At 61.4% G+C, this 13,971-nt stretch carries 8 protein-coding genes and 2 pseudogenes; 4 read left to right on the plus strand and 6 right to left on the minus strand.

Annotated elements, in window-relative coordinates:
• Together ACVWYU_RS06480 and putP are read right to left on the minus strand one after the other, a co-directional pair.
• The coding region (locus ACVWYU_RS06480; protein WP_457372269.1) for a toxin VasX at nucleotides 1–971 on the minus strand (971 nt) is incomplete at its 3' end.
• Nucleotides 972–1,251: 280 nt separating this feature from the next.
• Entirely contained in the window at nucleotides 1,252–2,736 is a 1,485-nt protein-coding gene (gene putP / locus ACVWYU_RS06485; protein WP_090328352.1) for a sodium/proline symporter PutP, read from the minus strand.
• 463 nt (nucleotides 2,737–3,199) lie between these two features.
• Between putP and putA the strand changes: the two genes are divergently transcribed.
• Both putA and ACVWYU_RS06495 read left to right on the plus strand, forming a co-directional pair.
• The gene (gene putA, locus ACVWYU_RS06490) at nucleotides 3,200–7,153 is read left to right on the plus strand and encodes a trifunctional transcriptional regulator/proline dehydrogenase/L-glutamate gamma-semialdehyde dehydrogenase (protein ID WP_457372270.1); all 3,954 of its coding nucleotides are present in this window, start codon (nucleotides 3,200–3,202) and stop codon (nucleotides 7,151–7,153) included.
• A 257-nt stretch (nucleotides 7,154–7,410) separates the two neighbouring features.
• On the plus strand, nucleotides 7,411–9,213 hold the full coding sequence (locus ACVWYU_RS06495) for an acyl-CoA dehydrogenase (RefSeq protein WP_247257872.1): 1,803 nt from the start codon (nucleotides 7,411–7,413) through the stop codon (nucleotides 9,211–9,213).
• A gap of 142 nt (nucleotides 9,214–9,355) precedes the next feature.
• Here the strand turns inward: ACVWYU_RS06495 and ACVWYU_RS06500 are convergent, their stop codons facing one another.
• The 4 genes and pseudogenes from ACVWYU_RS06500 to ACVWYU_RS06515 all read right to left on the minus strand — a co-directional run bounded on the left by ACVWYU_RS06500 (nucleotide 9,356) and on the right by ACVWYU_RS06515 (nucleotide 11,938).
• Nucleotides 9,356–10,201, minus strand: coding sequence for a methyl-accepting chemotaxis protein (locus ACVWYU_RS06500; protein ID WP_457372395.1), 846 nt, complete (start codon nucleotides 10,199–10,201; stop codon nucleotides 9,356–9,358).
• Nucleotides 10,202–10,219: 18 nt separating this feature from the next.
• Nucleotides 10,220–11,308 (minus strand): annotated as a pseudogene (locus ACVWYU_RS06505) (HAMP domain-containing protein); the annotation flags it as partial.
• A gap of 100 nt (nucleotides 11,309–11,408) precedes the next feature.
• Nucleotides 11,409–11,711, minus strand: coding sequence for a cell division protein ZapA (locus tag ACVWYU_RS06510; protein WP_090328340.1), 303 nt, complete (start codon nucleotides 11,709–11,711; stop codon nucleotides 11,409–11,411).
• The gene (locus ACVWYU_RS06515; RefSeq protein ID WP_090328338.1) at nucleotides 11,708–11,938 is read right to left on the minus strand and encodes a hypothetical protein; all 231 of its coding nucleotides are present in this window, start codon (nucleotides 11,936–11,938) and stop codon (nucleotides 11,708–11,710) included. Before ACVWYU_RS06515 ends, ACVWYU_RS06510 begins: the two co-directional genes overlap by 4 nt.
• 403 nt (nucleotides 11,939–12,341) lie before the next feature.
• On the opposite strand from ACVWYU_RS06515, the pseudogene ACVWYU_RS06520 reads away from it, so the two are divergent.
• Together ACVWYU_RS06520 and ACVWYU_RS06525 are read left to right on the plus strand one after the other, a co-directional pair.
• A pseudogene (locus ACVWYU_RS06520) lies at nucleotides 12,342–13,097 on the plus strand (MCP four helix bundle domain-containing protein); the annotation flags it as partial.
• Nucleotides 13,089–13,952 (plus strand): methyl-accepting chemotaxis protein, encoded by an 864-nt coding sequence (locus ACVWYU_RS06525; RefSeq protein ID WP_457372396.1) that lies wholly within the window; start codon nucleotides 13,089–13,091, stop codon nucleotides 13,950–13,952. The pseudogene ACVWYU_RS06520 and the gene ACVWYU_RS06525, both read left to right, overlap by 9 nt.
• The last annotated feature ends 19 nt before the right edge of the window (nucleotides 13,953–13,971 follow it).

Consider the following 13,971-nt stretch of genomic DNA (forward strand, 5'->3'; position numbering starts at 1 on the left):
CATTTTTCGTGATTCGCCTCCAGCCATTCCTGTTCGTGATTGATGTCACGCAGCACACCAAGGTCGTCGTCGAGGCAGGCGAAGACGGCGAACAGCCCCTCGGTTTGTGCCATCGCGCTGTCCAGCCAGTCCTGAGTGCCCTGCCCTTCCCACGGTTCGGCGCTCCACTGGCCCGGCGGCTGGTCGCTGACGTCGGGGTGCAGGGCCAGGACGCGCTCGCGCTCGCGAGCACGGTGCATGGCGTCGGTGTAGGCCTTGATGTTGCCTCGCGTCGGGTCCTTCATCACGGCCTCGCCCAGCGCGTCGGTGTCCTCGGCACCCCGTTTCAGGTCAGCCTTCAGGGCGCGGGCGAAGGTCTCGGGGAGCAGTTCAGCCATCACCTCGGCGGCTTGCTCCAGCGGCGGGCAGTGTTCGGCTTGCAGTTCGTTGGCCACGGTGCGCAAGGCGATGTGGCGCATGTGTTCACGGCGCTTGGCGCTGCTGTCACTCAGCGCCTTGCAGCGCTCGGCGTTCAACGGAAATTCGCTGTAGAGCATCCAGGCATCGTGGATTTTTTCCAACGCCAACCCCGACAGGGGAGCGTTGAGCAGCAGGGTTTCATCCTCGTCCAGTGCCTGCTCCACGAACTGGCCGGAGCGCGAGACGCCATAACGCTTGAGCGGCCCCTGGTCCTGCCACAGATAAACAAACCCGGCACGCAGACGTCGCACCGCCATGGGCCGGCCCTGGGTGGACACGCCGGGGACGCAGCAGGGGTCAGTGGCCTTTTCCTCGGCCAGGGCATAACGCACGGGCACGACGAAAAGCTCCGCCTGGCTGGCGGGGCACGGCATCAGCGTACAGTTGATATCGATGTGAGGCTGCGCCTTGGCGGCGCGCTCGGCCTGGGCGGCCAGATCAAGCCAGGCCAGTTGCTCTGCGATGGACTTCTTCTCGGGTGCACTGGTTTTGTCGCCTGGACCGATAGCCATGTCTTGATATCCCTCTCTGATCACCTCCCAGCCGTGGGACGCCCGCCACTGTCAAGGATGAGTTACCCCGACTCGGGCATGAGGCGGGCTAACGCAAAGTACGTGCACACAGAGAGAATTCAAGACGACCAAGCAAAACCGGAAATATCCCACGAGAGGTAAAGAAAAAGGCGACAAAAAAGAAGTGCGAGACAATGCCCGAACAAAAAAAAACGGCTCGCACCTTTAGGCTGCGAGCCGTTCTTTTATCAGAGATGGGAAGCGCGCTCCCCATCGCTTATCACTTGTTCAGACGGAAATCGGCCTCGGCAGCAGCGAAGCGCGAAAGCATGCCGCTGGTCGGATTACCCAGCTTGCTGACAATGTAGATCGCCAGGCTGGCGAAGATGAAACCAGGGATGATTTCGTACAGGCCCAGCAGTTCGAAGTGTTTCCACACGATCACGGTGATCGCGCCGACCAGGATACCGGCCAGTGCACCGTTGCGGGTCATGTCTTTCCAGATCACCGAGATCAGCACGACCGGACCGAATGCGGCACCGAAACCGGCCCAGGCATAGCTCACCAGGCCCAGTACGCGGTTGCTCGGGTTGGCCGCCAGACCGATCGCGATCAGGGCAACCAGCAGCACCATGGCACGGCCGACCCAGACCAGTTCAACCTGGGAAGCGCTTTTACGCAGGAAGGTCTTGTAGAAGTCTTCGGTCAGGGCGCTGGAGCACACCAGCAGCTGGCAGCTCAGGGTGCTCATCACCGCGGCCAGAATCGCCGACAGCAGGACACCGGCCACCCATGGGTTGAACAGGATTTTCGCCAGTTCGATGAACACGCGCTCGTGGTTTTCGGTCACGGCACCGGCCACGTCAGGGTGAGCCGAGAAATAGGCGATACCGAAGAAGCCTACGGCGACGGTGCCGCCCAGGCACAGGATCATCCAGGTCATGGAGATGCGACGGGCGTTGGCAATCGATTTGACCGAATCCGCCGCCATGAAACGCGCCAGGATGTGCGGCTGACCGAAGTAGCCCAGGCCCCAGCCCATCAGCGAGATGATGCCGATGAAGGTCGTGCCCTTGAGCATGTCGAAGTTGCTTGGATCTTGCGCTTCGATGGCCAGGAACGTGGTATCGACGCCACCGGTGGCCAGCAGCACGATGATCGGCGTCAGCAACAAGGCAAAAATCATCAGGGTGGCTTGTACGGTGTCCGTCCAGCTCACCGCCAGGAAACCGCCCACGAAGGTGTAGGCAATCGTCGCCGCAGCACCGGCCCATAGCGCAGTCTCGTAGGACATGCCGAAGGTGCTTTCGAACAGACGGGCACCGGCCACGATGCCGGAGGCGCAGTAGATGGTGAAGAACACCAGGATCACGACCGCAGAGATGATCCGCAGCAGCCCGCTTTTATCTTCGAAACGGCTGGCGAAGTAGTCCGGCAGGGTCAGGGCATCGCCGTTGTGCTCGGTCTGCACGCGCAGACGGCCGGCGACGAACAGCCAGTTCAGGTAGGCACCGATGATCAGGCCGACGGCGATCCAGCTTTCGGACAGGCCGGACATGTAGATGGCGCCCGGCAGGCCCATCAGCAACCAGCCGCTCATGTCGGAGGCGCCGGCAGACAGCGCGGTAACGACGCTGCCCAGGCTGCGACCGCCGAGGATGTAATCAGAAAGGTTGTTGGTGGAGCGATAGGCCATGAAGCCGATCAGCACCATGGCTGCGATGTAGATCACGAACGTGATCAAGGTTGGATTGCTTACGCTCATTAAGTGACGCCCTGGCTTTGTTTTTATGTAGCGGCGGCTGGTGAACCGTTCGCAAACGACGACGTTTGACAGACGATCCGGGATCCCGCGCATTTATGACTGATGTTTCCCCAGGAAAGCCATCAGCCGGTGCACCTGCCTTTTATGACGGGTTGCACCTTGGGGCGCGAATGCTATTCAACAAAGCAAATCAGGTGCAACCCATTTCTCGAGAATTAGTTGCACCTAATCGGATTTTCAGGAAAAGCAGGCTTTTTTGCTCCCTTTTAGCGCAGTAGATACGACGCGATAGAAGCAAAAGCACCAAGCAGGCGCAGCACGTTCGTACCAGAATTTATTTCCTGACGAGCTGCTTAATATTCCGACAAAAAAAGGGTTGCACCCGGTTGCACCTCTTTCGGCGCACGGCTAATCTTGCCGCCAGCTGATGCCACGCAGTCGTGGCAAACATGAGGATAAAAACATGGCTACCACCACCCTTGGGGTCAAACTCGATGACCCGACCCGCGAACGCCTCAAGGCCGCCGCGACCTCGATTGATCGCACGCCGCACTGGCTGATCAAGCAGGCAATTTTCAATTACCTGGAGAAACTCGAGGATGGTGCAACCCTGACCGAGCTGAACGGTTTGACCAGCAAGGACGCTGACGACACGGGCGAAGTCCATGTCGACCACGCGCACCAGTGCTTCCTCGAATTCGCCGAAAGCATCCTGCCGCAATCGGTGCTGCGCGCCTCGATCACCGCTGCGTACCGTCGCCCGGAACCGGAAGTGGTGCCAATGCTGATCGAGCAGGCTCGCCTGCCGGCACCGATGGCCGAAGCCACCAACAAACTCGCTGCCTCGATTGCCGAAAAACTGCGCAACCAGAAGAGCGCTGGCGGTCGTGCCGGCATTGTTCAAGGCCTGCTGCAGGAATTTTCCCTGTCGTCCCAGGAAGGCGTGGCGCTGATGTGCCTGGCCGAAGCGCTGCTGCGTATCCCGGACAAAGGCACCCGTGACGCGCTGATCCGCGACAAGATCAGCACCGGCAACTGGCAGCCACACTTGGGCAACAGCCCTTCGCTGTTCGTCAACGCCGCGACCTGGGGTCTGTTGCTGACCGGCAAACTGGTCTCTACCCATAACGAAACAGGCCTGACCTCGTCCCTGAGCCGCATCATCGGCAAGAGCGGCGAGCCGATGATCCGCAAGGGCGTCGACATGGCGATGCGCCTGATGGGCGAGCAGTTCGTCACCGGTGAAACCATCGCCGAAGCCCTGGCCAACGCCAGCAAGTTCGAAGCCAAGGGTTTCCGTTACTCCTACGACATGCTCGGCGAAGCCGCGCTGACCGAACACGACGCCCAGAAGTACCTGGCCTCGTACGAACAAGCCATTCACTCGATCGGCAAAGCGTCCCACGGTCGCGGGATTTATGAAGGCCCGGGCATCTCGATCAAGCTGTCGGCCTTGCACCCGCGCTACAGCCGCGCGCAATACGAGCGCGTGATGGACGAGCTGTACCCGCGCCTGCTCTCGCTGACCCTGCTGGCCAAGCAATACGACATCGGCCTGAACATCGACGCCGAAGAAGCCGACCGCCTCGAGCTGTCGCTGGATCTGCTCGAGCGCCTGTGCTTCGAGCCGCAACTGACCGGCTGGAACGGCATCGGCTTCGTGATCCAGGCTTATCAGAAGCGCTGCCCGTATGTGATCGACTACGTGATCGACCTGGCTCGCCGCAGCCGTCATCGCCTGATGATCCGCCTGGTCAAAGGCGCGTACTGGGACAGCGAAATCAAGCGCGCCCAGGTCGAAGGCCTGGAAGGCTATCCGGTCTATACCCGCAAGGTGTACACCGACGTGTCCTACATCGCTTGCGCACGCAAACTGCTGTCGGTGCCGGAAGTCATCTACCCGCAGTTCGCCACGCACAACGCCCACACCCTGTCGGCCATTTATCACATCGCCGGTCAGAACTATTACCCGGGCCAGTACGAGTTCCAGTGCCTGCACGGCATGGGTGAACCGCTGTACGAACAGGTCGTAGGCAAGGTTTCCGAAGGCAAGCTGAACCGTCCGTGCCGCGTGTACGCTCCGGTCGGTACGCACGAAACCCTGCTGGCGTACCTGGTACGTCGCCTGCTGGAAAACGGCGCGAACACTTCGTTCGTCAACCGCATCGCCGACCAGTCGATTTCGATTCAGGAGCTGGTGGCCGATCCAGTGGCCAGCATTGAGCAAATGGCGACGCTGGAAGGCGGCTTCGGCCTGCCGCACCCGCGCATTCCGCTGCCGCGTGACCTGTACGGCACCGAGCGCGCCAACTCCAGCGGCATCGACATGGCTAACGAACATCGCCTGGCCTCCCTGTCCTGCGCCCTGCTGGCGACCGCGCATAACAACTGGAAAGCCGCGCCGATGCTCGGTTGTGCCTCCAGCACTGAAACACCTGCGCCGGTCCTGAACCCGTCCGATCTGCGTGACGTGGTCGGCCACGTGCAGGAAGCCACCGTCGAAGACGTCGACAACGCCATCCAGTGCGCGCTGAACGCCGCACCGATCTGGCAGGCCACCCCGCCCGCCGAGCGCGCCGCGATCCTGGAACGTGCCGCCGACTTGATGGAAGGCGAGATCCAGCCGCTGATGGGCCTGCTGGCTCGCGAAGCCGGCAAGACCTTCGCCAACGCCATCGCCGAAGTGCGTGAAGCCGTGGACTTCCTGCGTTACTACGCAGTGCAGGCGCGCAACGATTTCACCAACGACGCGCACCGTCCTCTGGGCCCGGTTGTGTGCATCAGCCCGTGGAACTTCCCGCTGGCGATCTTCAGCGGCCAGGTCGCCGCTGCGCTGGCAGCCGGCAACCCGGTATTGGCCAAGCCTGCGGAACAAACCCCGCTGGTCGCCGCTCAAGCCGTGCGTTTGCTGCTCGAAGCCGGGATTCCGGAAGGCGTGCTGCAACTGCTGCCGGGCCGCGGCGAAACCGTCGGTGCCGGCCTGGTGGGCGATGATCGGGTCAAGGGCGTGATGTTCACCGGCTCCACCGAAGTCGCTCGCCTGCTGCAACGCAACATCGCCGGACGCCTCGACAACCAGGGCCGTCCGATTCCGCTGATCGCCGAAACCGGTGGCCAGAACGCGATGATCGTCGACTCTTCGGCACTGACCGAACAAGTGGTAATCGACGTCGTATTGTCGGCCTTCGACAGCGCCGGCCAGCGTTGCTCGGCCCTGCGGGTTCTGTGCCTGCAGGAAGACTCCGCCGACCGCGTCATCGAAATGCTCAAGGGCGCCATGGCTGAAAGTCGCCTCGGCAACCCCGAGCGCCTGTCCGTGGACATCGGCCCGGTGATCGACGCCGAAGCCAAGGCCGGCATCGAGAAGCACATCCAGGCCATGCGCGACAAAGGTCGCAGCGTGTACCAGGTGGCCATCGCCGATGCCGAAGAAATCAAACGCGGCACCTTCGTGATGCCAACGCTGATCGAGCTGGAAAGCTTCGACGAACTGCAACGGGAGATCTTCGGCCCGGTGCTGCACGTGGTTCGCTACAAGCGCAAAGACATCGATCAACTGATCGCTCAGATCAACGCTTCCGGCTACGGCCTGACGCTGGGCGTGCATACCCGCATCGACGAGACCATCGCCAAGGTGATCGACAACGTCAACGCCGGTAACGTCTACGTCAACCGCAACATCGTCGGTGCCGTGGTCGGCGTCCAGCCGTTCGGCGGCGAAGGCTTGTCGGGTACCGGTCCGAAAGCCGGCGGCCCGCTGTACCTGTACCGCTTGTTGTCGACGCGTCCGACCGACGCCATCGAACAATCCTTCGCCCGTGGCGACGCCATCGCAGCACCGGATGCTCGCCTGCGTGAAGCCATGAGCAAGCCGCTGACCGCCCTGAAAGCCTGGGCCGACAGCAACAAGTTCGCCAACCTGAGTGCCCTGTGCACGCAGTTCGCCGCCCAATCGCAAAGCGGCATCACCCGCTTATTGGCTGGCCCGACCGGCGAGCGCAACAGCTATGCGATCCTGCCGCGCGAGCACGTGCTGTGCCTGGCGGAAGTCGAAGGCGATCTGCTGACACAACTGGCGGCGGTATTGGCGGTAGGCGGTTCGGCGGTATGGCCGGAAGCTGAACTGACCAAGGCCTTGTTCGCACGATTGCCGAAGGAGATTCAGGCGCGCATCAAACTGGTTTCCGACTGGAACAAGGATGAAGTGGTGTTTGATGCCGTTCTGCATCATGGCCATTCCGATCAGTTGCGTGCGGTCTGCCAACAAGTGGCCAAGCGTGCCGGTGCCATCGTTGGCGTGCAGGGTCTGTCGCAAGGTGAAACCAACATTGCGCTGGAGCGCCTGGTGATTGAGCGCGCATTGAGCGTCAACACCGCTGCGGCGGGTGGTAACGCCAGCTTGATGACGATCGGTTAATACCGATGAACCGGGCAGCCGCAATGGCTACCCGGTACGCAATACCCCTGTGGGAGCGAGCCTGCTCGCGAAAATGGAGTGTCAGTCGACATCAATGTTGCCTGACCCACCGCTTTCGTGAGCAAGCTCACTCCCACAGTTGTTTTGGGGTGTTTGCTAAGCCGGCGCTCGGCTCCACCATCACGCTCATCAATCATCCTGTTCAGCCTTTATTCCCCCGCCTAGACTCGGCCCATCCCAATAAAAGGTAGGTCGCCATGTCCGAGACGTTGCTCAGTTCCCGCAATCTGGCTTTCGAGCTGTATGAAGTCCTCGATGCCGAGGGCCTGACCCAGCGTGAGCGTTTCGCCGAGCACAACCGCGAAACCTTCGATGCCGCGCTTGGCACCGCCCGCAACATCGCCGAGAAGTTCTTTGCCCCGCATAACCGCAAGGGTGACGAGAACGAGCCACGCTACGAGGACGGTCGGGCGATTCTGATACCGGAAGTGAAACCGGCGGTGGATGCCTTTCTTGAAGCCGGCTTCCTCAATGCGGCGCGCAGTTTCGAAGCGGGCGGCATGCAGCTTCCGACACTGCTGTCCCAGGCCTGCTTCGCGCATTTCCAGTCGGCCAACGCGGCGTCGACTTCGTACCCCTTCCTGACCATGGGCGCGGCGAACCTGATCGAAAGCTTCGGTACCGAGGAGCAGAAGCGCCGCTTCCTGCAACCGATGATCGACGGCCGCTTCTTCGGCACCATGGCCCTGACCGAACCCCATGCCGGCTCATCGCTGTCGGATATTCGTACCCGCGCCGAACCGGCGTCTGACGGCACTTATCGACTCAAGGGCAACAAGATTTTCATCTCCGGCGGCGATCACCCGCTGTCGGAAAACATCGTGCACATGGTGCTGGCCAAGCTGCCGGACGCACCGGCCGGGGTGAAAGGCATTTCGCTGTTTATCGTGCCCAAATTCCTGGTCAACGATGACGGCAGCCTCGGCCAACGTAACGACGTATTGCTCGCCGGGCTTTTCCACAAGATGGGCTGGCGCGGTACCACCTCTACCGCGCTGAATTTCGGCGATAACGGCGAGTGTGTCGGCTATCTGGTGGGCAAGCCGCACCATGGCTTGAGCTACATGTTCCAGATGATGAACGAGGCTCGGATCGGCGTCGGCATGGGCGCGGTGATGCTCGGTTACGCCGGCTACCTGTACTCGCTGGAGTACGCCCGCGAGCGTCCGCAGGGTCGCGTGCCAGACAGCAAGGACCCGAACACCGCACCGGTGGCGATCATCCAGCACGCCGACGTCAAACGCATGCTGCTGACCCAGAAGGCTTACGTCGAAGGCTCGTTCGACCTCGGCCTGTACGCCGCTCGACTGTTCGACGACACCACCACCCTGGAGACCGAAGCCGAGCGCAAGCAGGCCCATGAGCTGCTGGATTTACTGACGCCCATCGTCAAATCCTGGCCGTCGGAGTTTTGCCTGAAGGCCAATGAACTGGCGATCCAGATCCTCGGCGGCCACGGCTATACCCGCGAATACCCGGTGGAGCAGTACTACCGCGACAACCGCCTGAACCCGATTCACGAAGGCACCCACGGCATTCAGTCGCTGGATTTGCTGGGGCGAAAACTGGCGCAGAACGGCGGCGCAGGGCTCAAGCAACTGATTCGCCTGATCGCCGATACCGGCAAGCGAGCACACGCGTTCGAATCGCTGACCGCACTGCGCGAGCCGCTGGAGAAACTGGTGGCGCGCCTGCAAACCGTAACCATCGGTTTGCTGACCGATCTGGCCCAGGGAAAGGTCAACAGCAGCCTGGCGAACTCGGCGCTGTATCTGAAAGTGTTCGGACATACGGTGATTGGCTGGCGCTGGCTGGAGCAGGCGATCCGCGCCGAGGAAGGACTGGCCAAGGGCAATGCGGCGGATGTGAGCTTCTATAAAGGCAAGCTGCAAGCGGCCCGCTACTTCCTGACCTGGGAAGTGCCGGCTTGCCATCATGAACTGGCGATTCTTGAGGCCCGGGATGATGTTTGCCTGGGCATGCAGGATGAGTGGTTCTGATCCACGCCTTGTGCTGTAGCTGACATCCATTCGCTGGCAAGCCAGCTCCCACAGGAATTCCTGTTGTTCACAAAACCTGTGTTCAACACACAAACCCTGTGGGAGCGGGCTTGCCCGCGAAGGCGTCACCACAGTCAACACATCAACTGAGTTTGAACCCACCCATCTGCCGCGCCAAATCATCCGCCAACCGCTGCAGCGTCTGACAGTCCTCTCGACACGCCCTGACCTCCCCCGCCGTCGCCCGCGCCAGATCGGAGATGCCCTGCACGTTGCGGTTGATCTCTTCGGTCACCGCCGACTGCTCTTCCGTGGCCGTCGCCACTTGGTGGTTCATGTCGCTGATGCGCTCGACCTGCCCGGTAATCGCAGTCAACGACGCCCCGGTGCGCTGGCTCGACTCAACCCCGGTGCCGGTCGCGGCCTGCCCGGAGTGCATCGACGACACCGCGTTCTCCGCGCCTTGCTTGAGGCTGCCGATCATCTGCTGAATCTCGTCGGTCGACGTCTGCGTACGCCGCGCCAGGGTGCGTACTTCATCGGCCACCACGGCGAATCCACGCCCCATGTCGCCGGCCCGCGCCGCTTCGATGGCGGCGTTCAGCGCCAGCAAATTGGTCTGCTCGGAAATCCCGCGAATCACCGCCAGCACCTGATCGATCGACGCCACCTGATCGGCCAGCTCGCCCACTGCGCTGGCTGCAACGCCGATCTCATCGGACATGCTTTCGATGTGCCGAATGGACCCGCCCACCACTTCCCGCGCCTGCATCGCCTCATCCCGCGCATTTTGCGAGGCGAGCGCCGCGTTGCCGGCGTTCTGTGCGATTTCCTGCACAGTCAGGCCCATTTCATGGACCGCCGTGGCGACCATGTCAGTCATTTCCTGCTGACGCCCGGAGCGCTCGGCCGTGTTATCCACCACCCGTGCCACCTGACCGACCGCTGTGCGCAATTGGTCGCTGGTGGTCAGCACTTCGCCAATCATGTCGCGCTGACTGTCGAGAAACCGATTGAAACCGCGAGCCAGATCACCCAGCTCATCAGCGCGACTGGCATCCAGCCGATGGGTCAAATCTCCACCGCCGCTACCAATGGCCACCAATGCCGCTGTTACCTGACGAATCGGTCTGACCAGCCCACGGGCCAGCAACACCACCAGCAACAGGCACACCAGCGCCACCGCCAGGCCGATGCCGCTGCTCATCCACAGGGCGCGACGGGCTTCAGCGTAGATCTGCGACTGTGGCACTTCGGCCACCAGGGTCCAGCCCAGATCCCGCAGCGGCAGGCTCAACGCGAGAAAATCTTCGCCGTCACGCTGGAAACGGCTGTGGGTGGCACCAGCTTTGGAGGTAGACAGTTGACCCATCACTGCTTGGGCGGCTGACGCGCCAATCTGCTCGACCAGGGTGCGTTTGCCGCTGAACTGCGCCTCGGGATGGACCTGGATCAAACCGTCGGAACGCACGAGATAGACCTTGCCGCGCTCACCGAAGCTGAAATTGTGGATCAGCTCCGACAGCTCTTTCATGCTCAGGCCAAGCCCGGCAACGCCCACGACCTTGCCGGCCTGCTCGACCTTGAGATCAATGAAAAGCGCCAACTCTCCGGTGGCCGTGTCGTTGTCGATATTGAGGGTGCGCGGCTGGTTGCTATCGAGAAAAGAATAGAACCAGGCGTCCTTGGGGTTGGAACGGCTGAGGGTGCGATCCAGGCCTTTCTCGGTGTAGTAGTGGCTGGAAGCGCCCCCGACAATCAGCGCGGTAAAGGCTTTGTGCTCGGCGCGAATGCCTTCCAGATAGTTCACGAATGCTGGGGTCTGGGCACTGTTTTCACCCCCGGCCAGCCAGTCGCGCACCATGCTGTTGCTGGCGATGTCCTTGGCGGCGGTGAGGGGTTGAACGAGGATCCGCTCGATATCGTTGCGCATCGCCTCGATGCTCGACGGCAGCGCCTGCTCGACCAGATAGCGCTCGGCGAGGCGGTTGACCACCAGGGTATAAATGCCAACCACAATCAGAATGCTGACCAGCAGGGCGGTGCCCATGCTCAGGATCAACTGCCATTGAATACTGCGTCGCCAGAACTGCATGGTGCACCCCCAAAGAATAAGAGGCTGAAACACTGCAACAGCCGTGCCGATTGTATACAAACAAATCGACAATCTATTCTTTGGTTGTGCGCAAAGCCGATCAGGCCTGATTGATCGTCTTGGAGATCACTTCAACCGTGGCGCTGACTTGCTCTTGGTAACGGTCGAGTTCGAGCTTGTGTTGCTTCTGCATTTCGATCTGCTGCGAACACAGATTCATCGCGGCCAGCACCAGCAGGCGGTCGCCGATCAGCGTCGGGTACTTTCTTTTGGTGTCGGCCAGGGCAGCCTTCAGCATCATTGCAGCGTCCAGCAGGGTTTGCTCTTCCCCGGCTGGCGCCTTGATCGAATAGTCCTCCCCCAGAATCGAGATGACTCTTACCCCTGCGGCGTTGTAACTCATGCGCTGACTGGGCCTGCGCTGACGCGCTCAACCAGGGCCTGGATGCGTGCCGCGGTGGCGCCCTGCTTCTCTTCCTGCTCCATCAGGCTCAGTTGCAGGCTTTCGTTTTCATCTTTGGCCTGGGCCAGTTCTGCGCTCAGGGCCTGGTTGGTGCTGAGCAAGCTCTGGTTCTGTTGCACCAGGTCGCTGACCAGTTGTTCCAATTGGCTTAGGGATGCTTCCAACATTTTGATTTTCCGGGGTTTTTCAAAGGGCGCGTACGATAAAGAAAAGTCACGGTGGATGCCAGGGTTATACGGGCGCAAAGCCTTGATTTTCCTGACGGCGACTGTCCTCGCGAGTTTTAAAGACTGTGATTGGCTCATCTGGTTCCTGCACTTCGTCGCCCGCCTTTATGCAGGAGCGAGCTCGCTCGCGATGCTGGTCAACGATTACGCGTTCTTCCAGACAGCCCGCGTAATCGTTGCCGTCCATCGCGAGCAGGCTCGCTCCTACAGAGAACGACCGGTTAGCGGCAAAAACCGCGTAGCGGCTCAAGACTTGAGGCGCATGACCGATATGTCATCCATACAGCAGCCTCAGCCCCGCACGGACGCGCTCATTTTGGTACCCGCCATGTCCCTTCGAAATATGAATATTGCTCCACGGGCGTTCCTCAGCTTCGCCCTGATCGGCGGCTTGATGATGATTCTGGGGGTGTTTGCCTTGAATCAGATGAGCAAGATCCGTGGCGCCGCCGAAGAAATCACCTTGAACAGCGTGCCGAGCATCCAGAGCCTCGATGAGTTCACCCAACTCACCTTGCGCCTGCGCGTGCTGTCGTATCGCTTGCTGGTCAATCGCGAACCGGACGTCCAGCAGAAAACCATGGAATTGCTGGAGACGCGCAACCAGCAGATCCGCGCCGCACAAGCGACCTATGAAAAACTGATCGCCAGCCCGCAGGAACGCGCAGCCTACGACCAATACGTGCAGTTGCTGGGGCAATACCGCCAGATCGAAGACCGGATGAAGACCCTGTCGCGCAACAATCAGGTCGATGAGCTGCGCACACTGCTCAACACCGATTTGCTCAACAACGCCGAGGCCGTGAACGCTGTGTTGAACCGACTGCTGGAAATCAATACCCAGCAGACCCACGACACCAACCAGCAGGCCGCCGATCAATATGATTCGGCGTTCGATCTGGTCATCGCCTTGCTGGTGGCCGCCACCGCACTGACCCTGGCCCTCGCCTGGTTGCTGACCAACAGCATCACCAAACCCATCGCCAATGCCCTGGGTGCCGCCGAAAGCATCGCCGAAGGCGACCTGACTCGCCCGATCACGGTCGACGGCGAGGACGAGGCTGGTCGCTTGCTGGCGGCGATGGCAAAGATGCAGGACAAACTGCGCGACACCCTGCAGCGGATTTCCGGCTCGGCCACGCAACTGGCCTCGGCCGCTGAAGAACTCAACAGCGTCACCGACGAAAGCGCTCGCGGCCTGACCCGGCAGAATAACGAGATCGAGCAGGCCGCCACCGCGGTCAACGAAATGACCAGTGCCGTGGAAGAAGTCGCGCGCAACGCCGTCAGCACCTCCGAAGCCTCGCAGAGTGCCACCGCTTCTGCCGGGGATGGCCGCGACCTGGTGCAGGAAACCGTCAGCGCCATCGAACGCATGAGCGCCGACGTGCAAAGCACCGCGACCCTGATCGGCGACCTGGCCAATGAGTCCCGCGACATCGGCAAGGTGCTGGATGTGATTCGCGGGCTGGCCGATCAGACCAACCTGCTGGCGTTGAACGCCGCGATCGAAGCGGCCCGTGCGGGTGAAGCCGGTCGCGGGTTTGCCGTGGTGGCGGACGAAGTACGGGCCCTGGCCCATCGCACCCAACAGTCGACCAGCGAAATCGAACGCATGATCGGCAGCATCCAGAGCGGCACCGAGCACGCGGTGGATTCGATGCGCAACAGCACCGAGCGCGCCGAGTCGACCCTGAACATCGCCCGTGGTGCCGGAATGTCGCTGGACACCATCAACAGCGCCATCGTCGAAATCAACCAGCGCAACCTGGTGATCGCCAGCGCCGCAGAAGAACAGGCGCAGGTGGCCCGTGAAGTGGACCGCAACCTGGTGAACATCCGAGACCTGTCGGTGCAATCGGCCACCGGCGCCAACCAGACCAGCGCGGCGAGCAGCGAGCTGTCGCGGCTGGCGGTGGATCTGAATACCATGGTCGGACGCTTTAGCCTGTAACCGCTCCCTGTAGGAGCGA

The sequence above is a fragment of the Pseudomonas sp. TE12234 genome (assembly GCF_054061835.1).